We start from the raw sequence: 21,641 nt of genomic DNA, 5'->3' as shown, positions 1-21,641 counted from the left end.
CGGGTGGAGGATAGCGGCAACTGGCTAAAACCCAAAATAGTTTTTGATTGCTTATTAGAACATTGGCGTAAATATATTGCTACGCCAGTGACGCTATTTGGATTAGTTTGCCCAGTTGTTCAGGCATTAGATAAGCTTGAAGACATTGCCACTGCTGCTGCGTTTTTCCAGACGAGCCATTGCGGCGTCGTATTCCGGCTGGGTTAACACGCTTTCGTTGAGTAAAAAATCCAGGTGTTTTTGGTACAATTCCACCTGCTCGGCATGGCTTAAGGTACCCGGATAGCGGATCGACTCAATTCGGTCTGACAGGGCTTTGGCAAATTGCTCCAATGGGGCTTTGTCTTTGGGATATTGTGGGATTTTAAACAGTTCATCACCATCATCTGCGCGGAAGAACACCAGGGCGGGCGTAAAACTGGCATTAAAAAACCACAGAGCTATCAAAGCGGGCGGTAAAAACAACAGAGTCAGTACCATAAGGGGCTGGCCAAAGCGCTCTGGATTTTGACCATAACCAATCAAACAAAAACCTATAATCAATAGTAGTATCAGAGCGGCAATTCCTGCACCCAGATTGATGCTTTTATTGACACCGGGACGAGAGCTGATGAGATCTAAGGGAAAACTTTGGGATTGAGTTTTAAACAGACTTTTGTAATGCATATGCACATCGCGATTGCCTTCTACCTCAAAACGCAATGTGCGGCCAAAGGGTAATGATTGAACAAAGTTTAAGGTTTCAAAAGCTGGCATAACACACTCGTTTTAAATTGATAGTAAAAGCATAAACAACCGCCAAAAATTAATCCAACTTCTTGCTGTGCATTTTGCGTTTCAGCAAAACCGCACCGGGACCGGCACTAGCTAGTTCATCGTCTTTGTTATACATGGGACAGTTTTTCATGGATAGACAGCCGCAGCCAATACAGCCTGTCAGGGAATCTCGCAGTGCCGTCATGGCTTTTATGCGCTCATCTAATTTGCTACGCCAGCGGCTGGCTAGCTGTTGCCAGTCTTCCTGATTTGGTGTGCGCATTTCTGGCAATGTCGCCAGCGTCTGACGGATTTCTTCAAGGCTTACCCCTAAGTTTTGAGCGGCTTTGATGACAGCAATGCGGCGCATTACATCTTTGTGGTAACGCCGTTGATTGCCGGCATTGCGAGAGCTTTTAATTAGTCCCTTTTGCTCATAAAAGTGCAGTGCCGATACCGCAACACCGCATCTTTTGGCGATTTTCCCCGGTGCTAACAGAACCTCTTCAACCATCAATCCGATCTCCAAAAAAGTTTAAAAAAACACTTTACCTCAACTTAACTTGAGGTTTTAAGCTGGTGACAAGTTAACACAAAGGACAAACGAATGACTAGTTACAAAACGAGAATTCAACAAAGCAACTTTCTTCAAGCATTAAGGGTATTTGGTCACACAATATTGCTGCTATGGCAAAACCCCACTTTTCAACATACCAGTAGCAAAAAATAAGGAGAAACAGGATGTTTATCGAACATGTAAATTTAGTGGTAAAAAATCTTGATAACAGTTTGCGTTTTTATGGCTCGGCGTTTCCAGATTGGAAAGTGCGCGGTGGTGGCCATGACAAGTGGCACGGTAAGGCACGGCAGTGGCTGCACTTTGGTGACGAACATCAGTATCTGGCGTTTTCCGATCACGGAGAAGGTGAAAATCGCGATCTGTCGGGACACACTCCCGGGCTGGCTCATTTTGCCTTTGCTGTTAGCAACCTTGAAGCGGTACGGCAACGCTTGCAAGCAGTCGGCTTTGAACCTTCAAAGTTGGGCAGTGACACGCCGTTTCGCAGCAACCTGTATTTTATCGATCCCGATGGTTTTGAGGTGGAGTTTGTGCAGTATCACAGTGACATTGTTGCCCAGCGCAATGACTACCACTAAAAAGCTTCGTCCGGCGCTAACCGGCTTGGTGTTAGTGAGTACATGTCGAGGTATTGGGCCACTCTTGGTAAATGATGGTGATTGGGTGAGGCACCATGGGGTAACCAATGGTGCCAGATGATCAAATCACCCGCTTCGGCCGCAATGGGTTTAGGCTTAAATTGAGTAAAATCACTATCGTTTGGATTAAAAGCTTTAGGAAGAGAGCTTAACCACTGTGCATATTGCAGGTGGAAACCCGTACACAGTGTTAATGCACCCTGTTCGGCAGCCACGTCATTGAGATAAACGATTCCCTGGGTTTTAAAGTGTAAAGGCAAGTGAAAGTCCACATCCAGATGTAGCTTTGTACCTTGGAAATAATGTCTGGCTGTTTCGGGAAAATTAAGACTGTAGGTATCTCGAGTAGTAATAAGATGTTCTCGTTGCCAAACTTGTTGGAATGCTTGTCGAGCTTTGATTGATTGGCGCGCAACGTCTAATTCAGGAATATCGTATTCTTGTCGGAAAAACGGGCCGCCATAGGCGCGATGCCAGGAGTCGGGCGTCTGTAATGACGTTCTATTAATGTTCATCAATCGTTCGGCGATGGTTAACGAGGTATCACGCGGGATGATGTTTTTTACCACAACGTAGCCCTGCTCTCGCCATTGTTTTAGATCTGCGCTGGTTAAAGGGCCAGATATCGTTTCCGATGAAGTGTTTGTGTTGTCTAAGCAACTGCTGAGCAGGAGGTTAAAATCCGAAGCGCTAAAGCTTGGGCACTGCGACATGGATTGCCAAAGTCGCTGGGGCTGACCCTGACATTCAAATAGCATCTGAATGAAATGTTGCAGCCCTTTGCCACAAACATCGGCTGCGCCACGAGTGAGAAAGCAGCCCTTTAGTTTGGCATTGGCGCATGATGCCGGAGAACGGTCCATCAATCGCCACATCAATTGCATTACCGGCTCTTGATTCACTTCAAGATTGGCAATATCTGACTGCTCCATCGTCTCTTTCATTTAATTTCTGGGTAACGAACTCGTTATTTCTTTTTGGCAGATATCCACAAATTTATCGTACCTTTCACTACCACCACATCATTTTCGTCATAAGCGGTCACCTGAACTGGCAGGTCCCCTTCTTGCCAGTGATTATCTGGTAATATTGCCTCACAGCGAATGTCGGATCCTGCTTTAGCAGTATAGTCTACCGTCATGCCCTTGGGGATCCAGCGCAAGTGTTTTGGAATAGAAGCTTCCGCCATAAAGCCCATTGCCATTTCAAGGCCATTGCAAATAGCGATAACGTGCACTGTGCGAATATGATTTTCTACAGAGCGACGCTTTTTTATGAAGCAATGGCACTCGCCCGGCTCTAATTTAGTGATTTTTGGCTTTATGGTAGCGAAATAAGGGGCTTTACGACTGGCCACAAAGGAAAAAATACGATCTCCCATGGGGAATTTCTGTAAGCGCTTATATAAACGCATCAAATAATTATCAGACATATTTGTTATCTCGAATGAAATTAACCAGAAATTAACATGTCCGACCAGTTAAGTGAAGTGTTAGTTTTTTAGCTCCTGCCAATGTGAAAAGCGGGCTAATTGTCCTGTCATATGCAGTCTTGTCATTTCGGCCCGCAGGTTATTTAAGTGTTTTTCTGCTCTTTTTGAGTGTCTGGCAACGGCAAGATAGGCCGAGGGTACTTGCACTCGATACAAAGCTAGAGCAAGCTGCTCACCATAACCACTGTTATGCAACGCTGCTTTCATGGCAACATCCCCACCCATGACAGCATCAAGGCGCTCAGATGCTAGCATTTTAAACAGTACTACAATGTCTGGTGACTCATATTTTTCAATATCTGAGTCATGATCTACCTGGTCCAGTAACCTTGCCCCTTTCTCTCTTCCAATTACTGTCTCTTTAAATTTGAGCAATGAATCATAGTGAGTGACCTCGTTTTTGCGCACCACGAATACAATGTTACTGATACTGTATGCCGGTTCGATAAAGTGTAGGAAAGCTTCTCTTTCTTTTACCCGGTTAACAGAAGTGAGTACATCAATACGTCCTGATTTGGCCAGTTGTAAGCAACGTATCCAGTCACAGGGGGAGAATCGAATCGGGATATTCATTTGCTCTGCAAGTGTATTTATTAGCTCTACATCTCGGCCACTAAATCCTTGCTCTTCGTACACTGAATAGGGGGGATAATTGGGAATACCATAAATCAAATAGTCCTCTGCGGGCGTACTTTTCGCAAAAAGTGCGCTTGTAACAGCAAACAATGTCAATATGGTTTTGGAAACGTCTGTCATTGTTTAAGCGTAAACCATACTGGAAAACATACAATATGATGATGAGCAACGTTCTAAGCAAGAGAGTTAAAATTACTATAGACTGTCGCGCAAAAGATACAAAGGAGCCGTTTTATGTCCAAAATTGATCGTCCCGAAGTTGCTTATCCCGTTGGTGTCCCCGGTACTCCATGGGGAGACACAGAGAAAACCCAATGGTATACAATGCAAGCCATAAAGCGCAGTTATCAGGAAGAAGTGCTGAGCAAAATTGAACAGCTCTCTGAGGCCTGGCAAGTCGAGCAGTATGGCGCTTTAAGTTATGACCCGTCACGTTATCCGCTATTTGTGCTGCGCAGTAAAAATTGGCAGTCGAATCTTCCGGTGGCCCTGATAACTGGCGGCGTGCACGGCTATGAAACCAGCGGTGTACAAGGCGCGTTATTTTTCCTGCAGCATTTTGCCCAAAATTACGATGGTAAGGTGAATCTGGTGGTTGCCCCCTGTTTGAGCCCTTGGGGATACGAAACCATTAATCGCTGGAATCCCAAAGCAGTAGATCCCAATCGCTCTTTTATATTCGGTGCGCCATCGGAAGAAACCCAAGCGATCATGCATTACCTCAAAGATAATCACATTGCGCCTTTGGTGCATGTTGACTTGCACGAGACTACGGATACCGACAATTCTGAATTTCGCCCGGCTCTGGCTGCTCGTGATGGCGTTACCCATGACAATTGGGATATTCCGGATGGATTTTATCTGGTGGGGGATACCAAGCGCTCAGAAGACGCATTTCAAAAAGCCATAATTGATAGTGTTGCCAAGATTACTCACATCGCGCCAGCAGATCAAAATGGCAATATTATTGGCGATAAAGTGGTTCAGCATGGCGTCATCGAATACGACTGTAAAAAAGCCGGGCTTTGTGCCGGAATGACAGATGCTCAATATGTCACCACTACGGAGGTATATCCTGACAGTCCCAAGACCGATCCTCAAAACTGCATGGAAGCACAAGCGGCAGCCATTACTGGAGCGTTGAATTTTGTTCTGGCCGACAGTTAATTTTTGTCGTCAGCATAAAAAAGTTTCGTTTTCTATTGCTGCCATTAAAGGGTAATTTCTGCGCATCATTTTGCTGCCTCGGATGGTCTGAGGCACTACCATTTGAGAATAGCAATGAAACTTTATGGCTTACTGTTCACCGTATTTTTGTCCTTGACTGGTTTTGCACTCAGTGCACAAGAAATGCCGGATGTGGATTATCTGCAAGACACACTGGATTATTGTGTAGAGTACTACGAAGGTGAAGAAGTGACCGACAAGGCCATTCTAGACTGTATCAACGAAGAGTTAGATGCGTCTGGTTATGCAGCATTTCCCTCTCTACAAGCGGTGAAGGACTTTATCGCACAAGGTAAAGAAGGCTAAATATTGGTAAAGTTGAGCGCCACGTTCTGTGACTGGTGCTCTTTTTGATATTGCCTCTGGAATTGACTTTCCCAAAAGCCGATTTACTACTCTTTATGAGTAACTAATCATCAGCGCTTGTGGACTATTTTACGCTAAAAATTTACACTTCCTTTACTATTTTGATAAAGGAAACATCATGTTTTATTCCGCACAGGGAATGGCACATCGAGCAATTTTATTAGTTGTTCTGTTCTGCACCTCCACATTCCCAATATTCGCCCAGGTAAATTTTGACTACAATGGTGACGAAAAAGCGGATGTTGTTCTGCGGCGTCCTTCAGATTTTAGTTTCATAAATTACCGTACCAATAATCAAGAGATACTTGGCTTGAGAGGAACCGATATCCCCGTAGCCGGTGATTTTGATGGTGACGGGATCTTTGATGTGGCGGTTCGCAGGCCCTCCAATGCCATGTGGTACATCCAGAATTCTACTGACAGCAGTGCTGCTGGCATTCAACGTATTAAATTTGGTTTGCAAAGCACTGATATCCCGGTAACGGGAGATTATGATGGAGATGGTATTACGGATGTTGCTGTGCGCAGACCTTCAAATTATATGTGGTATATCCTCAATTCTTCGGGTGGCGCAAACAACAGCAATGACGCTATTCAGCGCGTACAATTTGGTAAGAATTCGGCGGATATTCCTGTACCGGCAGACTATAACGGCGACGGAATCACCGATATTGCGGTACGCAGACCCTCCAACTCAACTTGGTATATCCTGAATTCTCAGGGTGACAGAGTGAATTATAACGCACCTCGTAACGATGGTATCCAGCGTATTAAATTTGGTTTGCAAAGCACGGATATACCAGTTCCGGCGGATTACGACGGGGATGGAATAGATGATATTGCTGTTCGTCGGCCATCCAATTCTATGTGGTACATCAAGAGTTCTCTTAGCGGTGAAATCATCCGTATCCGATTTGGTCTGCAAGCAGATGATATTCCTATGGTGGCCGACTACGATGGTGATGGCAAGGCCGACCCTGCCGTGCGTCGGGTCAGCGATAATCACGTATATATCCGCCGCAGCTCAGATAACCGCATCGAACGCATCGAAGCCGGGCTTGAAATTGATATTCCAATAGCTTCTCCCATGTCGGTAATTATGGCGATGGTTGAGGGTAGTCCGGTTAATCGCGATAGTGATAACGATGGATTAAATGACTATGAAGAACAAGTGCATGGTAGCGACCCAACGGCTGCAGACACCGATGGCGATGGCTTGTCTGACTACGAAGAAGTAAACACTTATGAAACCAATCCAACTCTTGCTGATACTGATAATGATGGCGTAAATGACGGTGAAGAAGTGCAGCAAGGGAGCAATCCAAACACTGTTATCAACGCCACGCTCGCTGAGTTTGTTGTCGAAGACACCATTATTTTGGATTGGCCGGAATCAATGGTTAGCGAAGGCTTTTTCCCCAATTACCTGACGGTTTTAGATTTTGCAGAGGATGGCAGTCTGCTGTCTTATGTTAGCGCTGCTCATGGAACTCCAGAGCCTCAATCCTTAAGCTGGTCCGCTGATACAGAGGGAGACATTACGGTTACCGGATTTGAAGCCGAGCAACAATACTTTACCAGCTGGCATCCTTACAACGAGGTCCGGGAAACTTGGGGTGATGAGGCGGCAGATAACCTGCTTATTGCTTATGATCAAGGCTATATCGATTACTACTTCTCAACTTACATCGAGACCCAAGTGGCACAGCAGCATTATCAGGCTATTGGCAGTACTGAGGGAGGCTATGGCTTATTAAAAACGACCTACACGCTGCAGACTTTATTGGTCCCCGACAGTGTTAAGGAGCAATTTGGCGAAGAGGCGTTTGTGCTGAGCAGCAATACCCAAGAATCCCATGTAATGCGTCACTTGCAGGAGCATCACCGCGAACAATGGAGCAATCTAAACCAATCTGTTACCTGGGCTTTGCCACTGTACTACTCGTTGGAAGAGACGGGAACCTTGCTAAACACCTATGTTGGACCGGGCTTTCGTCATGACCTGATCACCTTTAATGATGACGTTGTTAACAGTGAAGTGTCGGCAATGACCTTCACCTGGGGTATTGATTCAAGTGAGCTAACCCTGACCAACGATCAGGGAACCCATTCCTATTGGATTTTAAAAACCAGAGACAATGAAAGTCTGGTAGCGGTGCGTTTTGTTAATAACGAAGACGAAGAGTTTTGGTTTACCAGTACCCTGCAAACCTATCACGCTCAAGATCTGGATATCGAAGCCGCGCTACTCACAGCACTTCCGGAAATAAAAGCGTCCCATGCGTTTGGCTGGAATAGCGAACGTTACTTTTCTGACAATGTACCACGTGCACCCTATTTATTTGGTTATCAGTTTTTATCTGACGGTACGTTGCAGCGCGGTATTTACATCGAAGAGGGTGATACCTACATCGAGGGTGACACTGAATATCGGGAGGAGATACTTAACTTTGGCGCTGAATGGCAATACCAGATAGATGAAAATGCCGGCACGGTGACTATGGAGTATTACCACCGCAATATTATTCGACAAAGGGTGTGGCGAATTTTAGGTGTTGATAACCAGAATCGAATGTCTTACCTGGAATACTCCTGGTATTCAGATGATAGCAACTACAATGGTGAGCTGGATGAAGATGAACGCAAATACTTTGTGCAGCCCCGTATTAATTACCACAAATCGGTAGACCTTTCGGCCTACGGTGACCTTTGGGGCAACTTGGATCTCGATGACGACGGCCTGACTAATGCGCAAGAATCTGAGGCAGGAACAAGCTTCACTGAGGCTGACTCTGACAGTGATGGTTTAAGTGATTACGATGAGGTGATCACCCATGGTACTAATCCGCTGGTGGCCGATTCGGATAATGATGGGCTGACCGACAGTGAAGAGTTGTTGCGCGGTACCGACCCAAATACCCCAGATACAGGTAACTTCGAAGAGGCCGATGTCCTCAATCAAACCTTGCTGTTCACCGCGTTGGAAGAAGATATTCAGTCGGGTTACGTGCCTCTATTAGGTGAAGTTTACGAATTTCAGGAGGATGGCGCGGTAACTTATCATCGCACTGCTCAACAGGGGAGTTCCGAGGCACTCGAGTTAACCTGGTCTGTCGATGACAGTGGTTATATTGCTGTATCTGGTTTTGATAGCTTCAGTACTGCTGGGTACTATAACGAATACTATTACCCGTTTGATGCTCTGGAAGAGCAATGGGGCACTGAGTTAGCAGAGCAATTGCGTGAGGCGTATTTCGATAATGCAATAGGTTACTCTATTTATATCTACCACTCTCAGGGGACTTATGCACACTTCCTGGGCAAGCAAGAAGAAGCGGATGCTGATAACGTCACTGAGCGGATGATTGTCAGATACGAGGGCATCGAAATACCACAGAATATTATTGATGCTGTTAATCAGTACGGTCAGGGCTGGCAGGGTGACTCAAAATACTACGTGTTTGAGCATAGCTCCACCTCAGGTGGCCTGTTGCAGGATATCCAGGGCATAGAGTTTCAGCCGTTCGATGAGACGATGATGCAAAGTCAATGGGCATTGGCACACAGCTATACACTGGAGAGTTACTTTAGTAATAGCGACAGTGCCACAGCAGCGCTGTATTGGGATTTGTTTGATTTTACCGACGCTACTGCGCAGAGCCAGATTGCAGGTTTGAGTTATGACTGGGCAATCAGCAGCGATGGCGCGTTGCAACTTAGTAATGAGGACGTCACTCTTACTTACCGTCTTATTATGCAAAATGAAAATGAGTACTACACATTAGCCGAAGTTGAGGCTGATGGCGTTTCACAATTCATTGTCGGTAACATGGTCAGAGCAAGTGCTAACGCTGCGAGCTTCACAGATAATCTGCTCACTGAAATACCGGAAATTTACACATCCACGGTTAATGGTTGGCGAAAAGATAATTGGGACGCAGGTGTATACAGTGCAAGCTCATTGTTTGGATATCAATTTGTAGATGCTGAAAACCTTAAACGTGGCATATATATCGATGATTACAATAACGAGCACACGCCGTCTATACATTTTGGTTATGACTGGACCTACTCTGTAGCGTCAGAGGCGCGACAAGTAGTTATGTATCGACCAGAAAACCGGGGTTATCGCACCTGGGATATTTTAGGGGTCGACAGCAATGGTAAAACACTGGTGCTGGAGCGTTCTATCTATCAATACGATGCTAATAGCAATGGAGAGATTGATGATGATGAAAAGGGCTATTTCGTGTTGCCCCGCATCAGTATGTTAGAAAAAGCGGATCTATCCCAATACGAGGCCTGGGGCAATACTGATTTTGATGATGATGGACTTACCCTGAATGAAGAAACGCAATATGGTACAGATCCGGAGAATCCGGATTCAGATGGTGATGGCGTCTCGGATGGTGATGAAGTCGAAGCCGGTTATGACCCTAACACGGCTGATAACTTTGTAGATTTTGAACTCTTTGGCGATGACAGTCTTGCCTTCTGCATCCAGGAGGTCGCCGGACAAGCGTTTGCTACTGTTGAATCTGTTACCGAGTTAGACTGCTTTGACTATAGCAATATCTCGACGCTAGCCGGTATAGAACAGCTAATTAACCTGCAAAGGTTGGTATTGTTGCAAGCAACTGCCGATGATTTCAGTGTTTTAGCACAACTAAGTCATCTCACCGAGTTGCTGATACTCGATAGCGAAATTGGTGATTTGAGCTTCCTCAGTGAGATGACACAATTGCAAAGGTTGTCGCTGCAATATTCAAGAGTCGATGACTTTGCTGCTATCGCCGATTTAAGTAGTTTGCAGTGGTTAAGCTTGAGTAATACCAGCTTTATTGATCTGCAAACCCTCGAGGGATTGCAGTCACTCACTACACTGCACCTCAGGTTTACGGCAATTGAAGACTTTCAGCCACTGGGTAACCTGACCAGCATACAATACCTTAATCTGTCGGGTACCAGCTTCAGTGATGGTGAGGTTCTGAGTCCCTTGACCCAACTGGAAACGTTGCTCTTAGTTGATGTGTCGACAGTGACTGATTTTGCCCCGATTCTGGCGTTACCAGCATTAACCGGATTGGATCTTTCGGGCACCAGTATCGATAATTTTGCGGTATTTGGCACCAGAGACAATTGGAAGCTGATTGGCGCTGGTGGTATCGCATTAACCACGGATGACCTGTCATTTCTTGCGCAACAAACCGCGTTAGAGACACTTTGGCTCAACGATAGCGGACTGAGCTCGGTAGCTGATGTGAGCGCATTAATCAGCCATTTGCCCATCATAGCACTGGATCTTTCAGATAACGATATTACTGACCTCACAGGCATCGAAGCTCTCAGTACGCTGGAGCGCTTGTATCTGTATTTCAATAATATTCAGGATATTACACCTCTATATAGTCTGCCTGCACTGCAAAGGGTAATACTCAGTTATAACTATGGCCTGTATTGTTGGGATCTTGAGCAACTTCATTTAACCACGGGCGCCGATGTGATTTACCACAATTGTCGATTTGAGAGCAGTGCTTTGAAACCGCAATCTGCAGCAAGTAAAACTGCAATCACATCTGATTGGACTGAGTTCCTACAGCAACGGGATGAAGCACTACAAAAGGGACAGGCGTCTTACAGGACTTTGCTGGATCATTGGTAATAATGGTTAAAGCACCGCTGTAATGCAGCGGTGCTCTGATTACAATACAGAATCGGTGTGTCGTTGCATATAAGGTGTAATACGACTGTGCCCCGGTTTCCATCCTTCCAGAAAGCGTTGGTAGTCAGCCCAAGCGAAAGGCACTAAATCAGCCCATTGACGACACAGGGCTGCGATATCTACGGCTGGAATTTTTGCATTCAGTTTCATTCTTAATTGCCTGAAGTATTCTTGCACCAGCTCATTTGCGTGCTCTTCCAATGCAGAGTTATCGAAACTACTGGCCAACAACAGGACAACATCTTTAATCCCCGGTCCGCGGCCTGCATATTGAAAATCCAGCGCGGCCACTATTTTTTCTTCCTTATGAAAGCAAAAGTTAGCCAATTTGGCATCACCGTGGTTCAAGGTTTGATAGCTGCAACTGTGTAGCTTCTCATCTATATCGGCAGCAGCTTGTTTTAGTGGCGAGTCTGCCATGTTTTGCAGTTCATCGGGACGGGTGTGGAGATGCCAATAACCACTTTGCGGCCATAATTCTGGTGTCTGAGTTGCTAAAAACTGAGCGTGAAAATTGGCAAGCCAGGTCAAACACAAAGCCACCCGATAATAATCGCCGTTGGTGTGTCGCACGCTGTAACCCGCAGCGTCCAGATCCTCCAATAAGATTCGATTTTCATCGGTAGGCGAGTATTCCTGTAAATAACCCGGCACTCTGCAATCATCATCGCATTGTTGCGAATAATGCTGATAAAACAAGGCTTCTACCTGGTAAGAGCGCAGTTTTCTTTTGTGGCTCAGTGGTGTATTCCAACCACGTGGATGTTGTATGGTTTCGGGCGGCGTTACGTGCTTCACAATGATGGAGTCCTTACTTTCAGAGGTATAACGGGCAATTTCTCCATAGCCACTCCATAGGACTTGCAGACTTTCAGAATAGACATAACGACAAGTATTAAACATGATGTCTGAGCGTTGCAGATGATTTGAGGTGGGTGCTGACATTTGAACACGTGCTGAATGAGTATTATGTAATTTTAACCTTTTTGTCGCAGAATGTTACATAGCGCGCTTGTTGTTAGACACCCTGACGCAGTTGTGCTTAAATTTTCCGCTTAAAATGATAATAAGGAACACCCAGATGAAATCTGCACTCTTATCACTGGCAGTGGCCGGTTCACTGTTGGGCTTTGCAGCCCACGCTGACGACCATGGCAAACACAAAATGCTCACAGATGGCATTGACCCGGATATGTCTGCGGCGCAAATTACTAAACTTTGTGATGGCTTGCTAAGCAAAGCGAAAATGAGTTTTGAAGCGCTGGAGAATAGCTCGGGCCCGGCCACATTAGACAATGTGGTGGGTGCCTTTGACGCCATCATAGAAGATATGTTGCCTATCAGACATGTGTGGCACATCCGCGCCGTTCACCCGGAAGAGTCGATTCGCGATGCTGCGACGGCCTGTAGTGAAAAACAATCTGACTTTTTTACCCAAACAGGATTGTCCAAAGGCTATTATGATCGCATTGCAGCGATTGACCTGAGCAAGCTGAACAAAACCGAACGTTTTATGGTGGAATCGGCACTATCAGATTTCAGACGCGCAGGTGTGGACAAAGACGAAGCAACTCGCAATAAAATCCGTGCTTTGCAGCAAGAAATCACGGAAATCGGCAATGAATTCAACAAGAATATCCGCAGTGATGTACGTTATGTGGATGCCACCATCGAGCAACTAGACGGCCTGCCACAAGATTACATTGATGCTCGTCCGGCAGATGAGAATGGTATTATCAAGATTTCCACCGATTATCCTGATCTCAGTCCGGTGATGACTTATTCCACCAGTGATGACTTACGCCACAAATTACGCATTGCAGCACGTTCGCGTGGTTACCCACAAAATGAAGCGGTGCTGAAAAAGCTAATTGAAAAGCGCCACGAGCTGGCCAACATCCTGGGCTTTAAGAACCATGCTGAGCAATCCATGGACGATAAGATGATCGCCTCGCCGGAGAATGCACAAGCCTTTTTAACCCGTGTTGGCGAAGCACTGAAAGGTCCGGTGGAAAAAGAATTGGATGTATTGCTTGAGCGATTACAGGAAATTAATCCTGATGCCAAAGAAGTGCAGGTGTGGCAGTCCAGTTTCTTACAAAATCTGATCCGCCAGGAGGATTATGCTCTGGACTCCAAAGAGGTGCGCGAGTACTTCCACTATGAAAAAGTCCGCGCCGGTATCTTCCAGTTAACGGAAGATCTATTTGGAGTGGACATTCAACCTTGGGAAACTGCTACCTGGCACGAAGACGTGGAAACCTATCAGATCATGGAAAATGGCAAGCTGTTAGGCCGTTTTTACATGGATAATCATCCCCGTGCTGATAAATATAAGCATGCTGCACACTGGACATTGCGGCCAGGCATCAAAGGCAAGCAAATCCCGCTGTCTGGCCTTGCGCAAAACTTTCCGCGTGGTTTGATGGAACACGGCCAGGTAGAGACTTTCTTGCACGAGTTTGGTCACCTGATCCACAACATGTTCTCCGGTACTCAGAAGTGGTATGCCATTACGGGTATGAGTATGGAACGCGATTTTGTTGAAGCCCCATCGCAAATGCTGGAAGAGTGGATTTGGGATTACGATACCTTGAAAACCTTTGCCAGCAATGAAAAAGGCGAAACCATCCCCAAAGAACTGGTGGCAAAAATGAATCGCGCCCGTGACTTTGGTTTGGCAACTGGTACGGCAACGCAAATATTCTACGCTAACCTGTCGTTGAACTATTACAACCGCGAACCAGACTCCTTTGAGTTAGATCCGCTGATGCTGGATATGCAGGATAAATTTGCGGCATACCCTTATGTTGAAGGTACGCATTTTTATGCCAACTTTGGTCACTTAAACGGTTATAGCTCTAATTACTACACTTATCAGTGGTCATTGGCGATTGCCACCGACTTGTTCTCGCGTTTCGAAAAAGAAGGCATGCGCAATAAGAAGGTGGCTGCGGACTATCGCAATATGGTGTTAGGTGCCGCAGGCAGCAAACCTGCAGCCGACTTTGTGGCTGATTTCCTGGGCCGTGAATTTAACCCGGAAGCTTACATTAAGAAATTACAATCGCTGTAATTATTACCAATTAACCAGCGGACAGCTCCGTCCGCTGGTTTGATTACTTCTTTCGGTCTGGAATTTATACCTGCTCATTATTGGCTTTGCTGCGCTTAACCATAACAAATAGCATTGCAAAGACCACTGCTGCCAGCAACGAAGTTGCTGCAATACCCGAAGGTTGTTTTAACATTTCCAATGCGCCTCTACCGAAAAAAACCGCACTGAGTCCCAAAGGCATGATGCCAAGACAAGAGCCAAGCAAGTAGGCTTTGATTCTTACCCGTAAAATACCACAAACGATACTTGTCACCGTGAAGGGTGGAGTCGGGGCGATTCGCAAACCAAATACCGCGTACGTTTCATTGGCTTTAATTTGCTGGTGTAATTTTTCTATGTGTCTGGTAATGCTCGTACCAAATACTTTTCTATCTAGGATCACGCCGAGCAAATAGCCACCGGTGGCAGCCAAAATAAATCCGGGGATCACAATCATGACACTGGTCCACACCGGGAACACCAGGCTCACAGCCAATGCCATTAATGGAATGGGCAGCAACATAGCTCCACCAAAGAAGAACATCACCAAGAATAGTACGGCGGTAAGCCAGGTCGTAGGGATATTTTCTGTTAATGTCACCACCTTTTCGACAGTTAATAGCTCTTTGAATGGCGTAAGATAGTAGATACTGAGAATCAGTGGCACAACAGTGAATAGTAAACCGATTTTGGCTTTATTACTCATTTGCATGTTTTGCTGCTCCGGTTAACCATTTAAATAGGTTGCGCTGCTCCGGCATATAAAACAAATATTCGGGATGCCATTGCACACCTAAGACTTGTTTATTATCGGAGGCCTCAACAGCCTGGATGATGTCTGATTTTTCTTTTGCTGCGATCTCCAGGTTTTTACCTGTTCGTGCTACCGCTTGAGAGTGAATAGCGTTTACTTTAATTGGTTCGTCGCCAATGATGTCTTCCAGCAGCGTTCCTTCCTTTGCGTATATCACCTTTTTACGGGGAAAAGGACTGCGGATACGGGGCCTGTCACCGATTAAAGGTAAAGTGTTGGTAAAAATGGTTCCGCCAAGCACGGCATTAAGTAACTGATGACCCCGGCAAATACCCAGAATCGGCTTTTTGTGCTTCAGGGCGTATTTGATAAGACGTGTCTCCATGTCATCTCGAGCTTTATCGTGCTTACCTTTGGTCCATGTCGTTAGTGCCTCCATGGGAAACAGAATGGCTTCCTTTATTCGTGTCCAAAGACTGCGCTTTGCATCGGGTAGCGGCACGGCCTTTCGGTTCGAAGGATGTATATCGGAGCCACCCCCTATAATCAGGCCTTGGAAGCTGGTGTTATCGGGCTGAGAACCTGGCCTCACCCTTATGGCCTTGCCTCCGGCAAGGTGCACTCCCAAGGCAGTACATAACCAAGCGATATTGCCTCCCTTGTCTGGGCCGGTAACCGCGATAACTGGTCTGTCTGACTTTGTGGCTTCAAAATGTGCAGTTTCCATGATAGTTCTCCTTATTGCAGGGTTAAACCGAGGTATTAGCTCTCTGCAGCCTCTTGCACAGCTTCACCCGCGGCTTCGACGTCTTCGCCAATACCCTTAACCGTGGCGCAGCCACTCATTGAGCCTATGACAAATAATAAAAGTAGAAGCGACTTTAAATTTATGTTTTGTTTCATCATCAAAACTCCTTTGGTTAATGTCTTGAATTTACGCTTTGTGTGAATCTCGTTTCGCCACACCGGAAAAGAGAGAAATCACCAGCAAGACTACAAAAACGAAGAATAGAAATTTGGCAATACTGGTCGCTGCTCCTGCAATACCTGTAAAACCGAACAAGGCAGCGATTATAGCTACCACAAAAAAGATGAGTGCCCAGCGTAACATTTGTACTCCTACGGGAATGATTGCTTCAAGGAAATCAAAGCCAGAACAATGCCAATGCATAAGTTATTGATATTAAGTGTAAATTTTTTTTGTTGGGAATCTTGTAAGGGGAGGGGCGGTAAATTTTATCTAGTAACCTGAAAGTTTTACAAGGATACGACGATCTCCAACAGGCAAGCGATTTACCCTGATTTCAATTCACTGGGCGTCATACCCGTCCAGCGTTTTATGGTGCGTCGGAAGTTGGGTAAGTTTTTGAATTGCGATGATTGCGCAGCCTGTTCATTAGTAAGGTTTTTCACTTTTAAGTCGAACAATGCGGTTTGCGCTTTACTCAAATCCTGCAATTTCTGAAAGCTGGTGCCGTGTTGTTTCAGTTTGCGTTTTAAGGTGGCCGGACTAATTTGCATTCCGCTGGTGAGATTTTGATCCGAATATGCCACCAGAGCCAACTGTTCTCTCAGCCAGCGCTTGGCCTGCTCGTTCTTGTGTCGAATATTCCGGTAGAGCTTCATGGCGTAGCCTTCCAGTTTCATCTTCACAGTTGTAAGCGGTTACATTTTAGTTTTACTGTTTATCAAATCATCATTTAATATAAAGCGACTGAAATGATTCATAACCAAAGTTAAACCGTCTATGGCTCGATTATTATTATTGGTATGGTTATCTACAACATGTCTTAGCGTATACGCCAAGGAACTTACACCGTTGCCTCATGGTCCCTATGCGGTTGCATCCACTAACATGCAAATAGCTGATAAACATAAGGATATGAGCGATGAAGACATGCACACACACCTTATAGGTAATAGTTCATTTTTCGGCAGCACAAAGTATGTGGCTGATTTAATGAAGTATCCAGAAAGTGCATGGATTGTTGATGTTAAGATCCCCGACGAGGACCTTTATGGCCCGGTGCGTGACGAAACCCTTGATGTCGTTTCTTATGTGACTTACCCGACGCAGCAAATTGCTGATCCCAATCCATATGACTTTCCCTATCACAATGCTAACTATGGTTCATTCGCACACATGCTGTTACCAGGTGAAAAACCTCGGCTGGCAACAACACAGGACAAATACCCTTTAGTTATTCTCTCACATGGTTCAAATGCTCATGGCATTTATGATATTGAGCACGCTAATGGCATAGCTCGTCATGGCTATATTGTTGCGGTGATCACCTACGGAGAAAATCGCACTCATAGAACGCTAAGTGGCGCTGACCATACCCAGTTTTTACGACCGCTAATCACTAAAGCCGTAATTGATTCTCTACTAGACAGCAATGAATTTGGTCCTTTTATCGATAGAGAAAACATTGCAATCAGTGGTTTTAGCTTTGGTGGTTTTACCGCACTCGCCACAGCGGGCGGAAAGGTAAGTGGAGAAGCAAACACAGTGCATCACCCATTGATCTCCGCGGCTGTTGCGACGGCACCTTGGACCGGAGGCAGTTATTCTGGTCAAAATGTCTATGCATTCGGTGACAAGAATATCGGGCTGGCTGGAATAGATATACCCATCATCACACTATTTGGTGGTAAAGATGACGTTACCCCGGCGGACTTTATTTTGCCTGCGATCAAACAACTCAAAGGTCCTACCTACGTCGTTGAGTTAATAGATCAAACCCATGCGTTTCAAGAAGGCAGCTGGCAGGATCGAAATAACTGGGAATTACTTTTTCTGAATGCCTATCTCAAAAAGGATAAAGAGGCATTGGCGCAATTAAAAACGGGTATCTCTATGCAGGGTGGCAATGGTGACAGGCAGTTGTTGGAGTATCAGAAATTGCTGAATGACAAATAACAGGCTTGTTTCAATCTTGAGTCATTATTAAATATCTAATCAGACCTTTTCTTAATGCAATTATGTGGCGGATGTCAGTCACTTTTTTGATGGAACTCGCCTTGGCTCCATAGCGCTAAATATTGACATCCCTCATTGATTAGTTTCTATGCCTTGAGTGTTTAGCGAGGCATTTTTTTCTTGGTTATTGGCCTAATAGTTGTTGTGTTGGGACTAAAACGCGATGAAGACTGGCCATGTGTTATCACAACCTACCTTATTTATCTCATTAGCTAGTCTTTTCGGTGTTTCTATATTGGCATGTTTGATGTTATCTGAACCTGAAATCAGAAAAGCCTGCTCACGTCAGAACTTGTGGTCTGATAAAACAACAGAAGAATATATGTGTAATTCACATTACACATTTTGTGCTTATAAACTATCATAAAGAGGTTTTCATGACACAGGGACGTTGATTTCGATTGGGTGTGGCCCGATTGTATCAGAAACAGTCTGATGTGTTTTGATGTTGCTGTTAAAACTATTTTAGTTAAGGAGAGACTTTCATGAAGATGAAAAAATTCATCATTTACGCGAGCTTATTGGTATCCTCTGTAGTAGCACAAGAGACTCAAACAGATTCAGATGGGGATGGAATTCCCGATGAAGTTGAAATTGATATCGGTACTGATCCCAATAGCAACGACAGTTCCAGAGACCCAGATAATGATGGACAAACCAATTTTGCTGAATACGTAGGGGGATCGGACCCAAAAAACATCCTCTCCACTTCAAGGCTAATGCTAGCTCAAAATGATTTTGAAGCAGTAGACGATATTCTAGCCTTTGATTCCCTTCAAAATATTCAGATTTCACATTCTAGTTCCCAAGGCGCCTCCCAATCGGGTGCTGCTAAGATTGAGCTGATTGATGCCACCCGTAGCGGTTTTTTCTCTCTTTCGTTTGATTCAACTGCTTATGGGGTAGCATTTGAATCTCGTGGCTATGTAATCGGCTCGAGTAATGGCATGCGTGTTGCGATGACAAGTCGTAGCGATTCAGACTATTTCTATCCAGATCAAGAGTATGATGACATCTACATGCGTTCGAATTATTACAATGGTGAGCAGACAATTGTATTTGAAATCCAGCCGCCTGACGGAGCAACTTCTGCAGTTTTATATTTAGATAATGTTATTTTTCAGGCATTACACGGGCGTGTTTCTGATGCTTTTATGCAGGTAAGCACGACTGCTGAACTTGTTTCCAGAGATGCATCAGGAAACTTTTCCGAGCAACCTTACTCTACATTGATAGCTACAGATTACAGTGGGGATAACCTCACTTATAGAACCTATGTGGGGAGAGAGTATCGCGTATTTCATAATAATCTAGCTACTGGAGATGTGCAGGAGTTGAAATTTTCGGGCTCTAGCTCTTATCACACTGGCGCAATAAGCAGGGATGGTACCAAAGCGGTATTTTGGGACAGCACCAGAGATCCCTATTACGCAGACCTTAGTACGGGCCAAGTCACGAATCTTGAGCAGTTGGTCAATAGTCTGGCTCGCAATAGTGAAATAACTGTTGTGGGTCCGAATGCAATTAACGCAGACGGTCGATATGTCACAGTTTTAGTTAATTATAATCTTGAAACCGGGGTCAGATTATCAAGTGGTTGGCATGCTGTCAGAGTAGACATGATAGATGAAGAGTTGACCTGGTTAGATCAGGGATACGAAGATGTTAATGCTCAGATTGGTGGAACATTCAATCAGATTTTTATGGATGATAGTGGAGATAATATTGCTTTCCATTATTTTGGTGAAGCGTTAAACGCAGAGTCTTCAGGTCAGACTCATATTTATCACGCTGAAGTTAGCTCAGGCCTGATACGCTCTACAAATTATACTCCTTCGGGTCGTTTGGTAGTTGACGAAGAAATAACACTAACAGGAATTTCGGCTGATGCCCGTCATGTATTTTTTGAAGGACAAGCATCCGATTTCGGATACACCAATAGTGATTATTCCAGAGTAGCATTGCGATTCCGCAGAGATTTGATAACAGAACAGACTGACTGGGTCGAAAGTTACTCCAATAAAGGTGAACCCAATGCGGTATACGGGAAAATTACCGCGGGTAGTTCTGGTCGATACGGTCTTACTTATCCTATTTACGATGATGTGTTCGACCGTTACTGGGATCGCAGAATGTATTCTCGCATTGATACGCTAACCCAGACTCATCAGACAATCGTGACTCCTAATGGAATGCCTGTTTCAATGGATCATTTTAGTTTCTCTGGGAATGGTCGCTATCTTTTCATTGAAACGGGAAATAATAATGTACTTCCCGAACTGGGATTGAGAAGAAATGGCGGAGACTCTTATAACCAGATTTATCGAATCGATTTGGGGGCGGGAGAAGAGCTGGAGCAAATACAGAAGCCCTCACATACAGCATACGATTTTGATGGTGATTCTGTAGCGGATATTGCCTATTTTGACAGGAATTCAGTCAGAAGCATTGTTGAGCTGAGTGACGGAGATGGTCAAATTGAAGCCAATGTTGCGGCACACTCCAGTGACATCCCGGTAACAGGGGATTTTGATGGAGATGGGATTGCGGATATCGCTTTTATGTCACCTATTAGTTTCAGATGGTATGTTCGAAACTCCAGTGACGGTGTAGACAGAGAAATATTTTTTGGTTTAGGGGATGACTTCCCTGTTCCTGCTGATTACGATGGCGATGGAGTCACTGATATTGCTATACGCGATAAAAGCTCGGGTTGGTGGTATCTGCAATACAGCTCAACAGGTGCGATTGATGCACTGCAATTTGGAAGAAATTCTGAAGATATTCCAATTCCAGCAGATTATGATGGCGACGGTTTAGCTGATCTAGCGGTGAGGCGTCCAAGTAACAGAACTTTCTATATCAGAAACTCTAGTGGTGTCGACGAAATAACGGGTAATTCCGATGGCATCACTCGATTGAGATTCGGCTCAAGGCAGGAGGATATCCCGGTTATTGGCGATTTTGATGGTGATGGACAAGCCGACATCGGAGTGAGAAGACCATCAACCAAATACTGGTACATCAGAAATTCATCTGGAACTGATTCAATAACTGGGCATGGTGATGGAATTACGAGGATAAGTTTCGGTTCAGGTTCCGCGGACATTCCTGTGGTTGCAGACTATAACGGTGATGGGAGAGCAGACATAGCTGTCTACAGGCGTTCGACGGGTTATTGGTACATTTTTAATTCAAACAAGGACAACTACAATTCGGCAAATCAAGATGGTATACAACGAATTGAATCTGTTCCGTTAATTGTCCCTGCTGCGGCCGACATCAAAAGTAAAATGTCTTTGTTGGGACATTAAAAACGGATAAACAATTTGGCGGTAAAACCGATGATTTCTTTTCATCGGTTTTTTTACTTATGTCCGCAACCAAAAA

18 protein-coding genes are annotated in these 21,641 nt (G+C 45.0%); 7 read left to right on the top strand and 11 right to left on the bottom strand.

Annotated elements, in window-relative coordinates; all coding sequences use genetic code 11:
- Positions 1–126: 126 nt before the first annotated feature.
- Together AABA75_RS20190 and soxR are read right to left on the bottom strand one after the other, a co-directional pair.
- On the bottom strand, positions 127–756 hold the full coding sequence (locus tag AABA75_RS20190) for a hypothetical protein (RefSeq protein WP_338294537.1): 630 nt from the start codon (positions 754–756) through the stop codon (positions 127–129).
- A 49-nt stretch (positions 757–805) separates the two neighbouring features.
- Positions 806–1,270 (bottom strand): redox-sensitive transcriptional activator SoxR, encoded by a 465-nt coding sequence (soxR, locus tag AABA75_RS20185; protein ID WP_338294536.1) that lies wholly within the window; start codon positions 1,268–1,270, stop codon positions 806–808.
- A 227-nt stretch (positions 1,271–1,497) separates the two neighbouring features.
- Between soxR and AABA75_RS20180 the strand changes: the two genes are divergently transcribed.
- Entirely contained in the window at positions 1,498–1,914 is a 417-nt protein-coding gene (locus AABA75_RS20180) for a VOC family protein (RefSeq protein ID WP_338294535.1), read from the top strand.
- Here AABA75_RS20180 and AABA75_RS20175 read toward each other — a convergent pair.
- Genes AABA75_RS20175 through AABA75_RS20165 form a run of 3 tightly spaced genes read right to left on the bottom strand, consistent with a single transcriptional unit; the run spans position 1,911 to position 4,222 of the window.
- A complete protein-coding gene (locus AABA75_RS20175) occupies positions 1,911–2,918 on the bottom strand; it encodes a phytanoyl-CoA dioxygenase family protein (RefSeq protein ID WP_338294534.1) in 1,008 nt (335 codons plus the stop codon). The two genes, AABA75_RS20180 and AABA75_RS20175, sit on opposite strands and share 4 nt — an antisense overlap.
- A 23-nt stretch (positions 2,919–2,941) precedes the next feature.
- Positions 2,942–3,406, bottom strand: a complete 465-nt coding sequence (locus AABA75_RS20170) for a hotdog fold domain-containing protein (RefSeq protein WP_338294533.1) — start codon at positions 3,404–3,406, stop codon at positions 2,942–2,944.
- Positions 3,407–3,466: 60 nt separating this feature from the next.
- The gene (locus tag AABA75_RS20165) at positions 3,467–4,222 is read right to left on the bottom strand and encodes a substrate-binding periplasmic protein (RefSeq protein ID WP_338294532.1); all 756 of its coding nucleotides are present in this window, start codon (positions 4,220–4,222) and stop codon (positions 3,467–3,469) included.
- Positions 4,223–4,336: 114 nt separating this feature from the next.
- On the opposite strand from AABA75_RS20165, the gene AABA75_RS20160 reads away from it, so the two are divergent.
- The 3 genes from AABA75_RS20160 to AABA75_RS20150 all read left to right on the top strand — a co-directional run bounded on the left by AABA75_RS20160 (position 4,337) and on the right by AABA75_RS20150 (position 11,357).
- Positions 4,337–5,269 (top strand): M14 family metallopeptidase, encoded by a 933-nt coding sequence (locus AABA75_RS20160; protein WP_338294531.1) that lies wholly within the window; start codon positions 4,337–4,339, stop codon positions 5,267–5,269.
- Between the two features lie 114 nt (positions 5,270–5,383).
- On the top strand, positions 5,384–5,635 hold the full coding sequence (locus AABA75_RS20155; RefSeq protein WP_338294530.1) for a hypothetical protein: 252 nt from the start codon (positions 5,384–5,386) through the stop codon (positions 5,633–5,635).
- 178 nt (positions 5,636–5,813) lie between these two features.
- Positions 5,814–11,357, top strand: a complete 5,544-nt coding sequence (locus AABA75_RS20150) for an FG-GAP-like repeat-containing protein (protein WP_338294529.1) — start codon at positions 5,814–5,816, stop codon at positions 11,355–11,357.
- Positions 11,358–11,396: 39 nt separating this feature from the next.
- Here AABA75_RS20150 and AABA75_RS20145 read toward each other — a convergent pair whose 3' ends face one another.
- The gene (locus tag AABA75_RS20145) at positions 11,397–12,362 is read right to left on the bottom strand and encodes a phosphotransferase (protein ID WP_338294528.1); all 966 of its coding nucleotides are present in this window, start codon (positions 12,360–12,362) and stop codon (positions 11,397–11,399) included.
- A gap of 136 nt (positions 12,363–12,498) precedes the next feature.
- On the opposite strand from AABA75_RS20145, the gene AABA75_RS20140 reads away from it, so the two are divergent.
- The gene (locus AABA75_RS20140) at positions 12,499–14,493 is read left to right on the top strand and encodes a M3 family metallopeptidase (protein ID WP_338294527.1); all 1,995 of its coding nucleotides are present in this window, start codon (positions 12,499–12,501) and stop codon (positions 14,491–14,493) included.
- 64 nt (positions 14,494–14,557) lie between these two features.
- Here AABA75_RS20140 and AABA75_RS20135 read toward each other — a convergent pair whose 3' ends face one another.
- The 5 genes from AABA75_RS20135 to AABA75_RS20115 form a co-directional block, all read right to left on the bottom strand.
- On the bottom strand, positions 14,558–15,226 hold the full coding sequence (locus AABA75_RS20135) for a TVP38/TMEM64 family protein (RefSeq protein WP_338294526.1): 669 nt from the start codon (positions 15,224–15,226) through the stop codon (positions 14,558–14,560).
- Positions 15,213–15,995 carry a gamma-glutamyl-gamma-aminobutyrate hydrolase family protein gene (locus AABA75_RS20130; RefSeq protein WP_338294525.1) on the bottom strand — a complete coding sequence of 261 codons (783 nt, stop codon included), beginning with the start codon at positions 15,993–15,995 and terminating at the stop codon, positions 15,213–15,215. The genes AABA75_RS20135 and AABA75_RS20130 overlap by 14 nt, the downstream gene beginning before the upstream one ends.
- Before the next feature lie 35 nt (positions 15,996–16,030).
- The gene (locus AABA75_RS20125) at positions 16,031–16,174 is read right to left on the bottom strand and encodes an entericidin A/B family lipoprotein (RefSeq protein ID WP_338294524.1); all 144 of its coding nucleotides are present in this window, start codon (positions 16,172–16,174) and stop codon (positions 16,031–16,033) included.
- Positions 16,175–16,202: 28 nt separating this feature from the next.
- Entirely contained in the window at positions 16,203–16,379 is a 177-nt protein-coding gene (locus AABA75_RS20120) for a DUF1328 domain-containing protein (protein ID WP_338294523.1), read from the bottom strand.
- Between the two features lie 182 nt (positions 16,380–16,561).
- Positions 16,562–16,915, bottom strand: a complete 354-nt coding sequence (locus tag AABA75_RS20115) for a helix-turn-helix domain-containing protein (RefSeq protein ID WP_338294522.1) — start codon at positions 16,913–16,915, stop codon at positions 16,562–16,564.
- Between the two features lie 100 nt (positions 16,916–17,015).
- Between AABA75_RS20115 and AABA75_RS20110 the strand changes: the two genes are divergently transcribed.
- Complete coding sequence (locus tag AABA75_RS20110) at positions 17,016–18,191, top strand: alpha/beta hydrolase family protein (RefSeq protein WP_338294521.1); 1,176 nt, start codon at positions 17,016–17,018, stop codon at positions 18,189–18,191.
- Positions 18,192–18,736: 545 nt separating this feature from the next.
- The gene (locus tag AABA75_RS20105) at positions 18,737–21,565 is read left to right on the top strand and encodes an FG-GAP-like repeat-containing protein (RefSeq protein ID WP_338294520.1); all 2,829 of its coding nucleotides are present in this window, start codon (positions 18,737–18,739) and stop codon (positions 21,563–21,565) included.
- Positions 21,566–21,641: the final 76 nt, after the last annotated feature.

Source organism: Planctobacterium marinum (assembly GCF_036322805.1).
Lineage (GTDB): Bacteria > Pseudomonadota > Gammaproteobacteria > Enterobacterales > Alteromonadaceae > Planctobacterium > Planctobacterium marinum_A.
The sequence above is the reverse complement of the archived record's forward strand: the minus strand, read 5'-3'. Positions and strand labels throughout refer to the sequence as shown.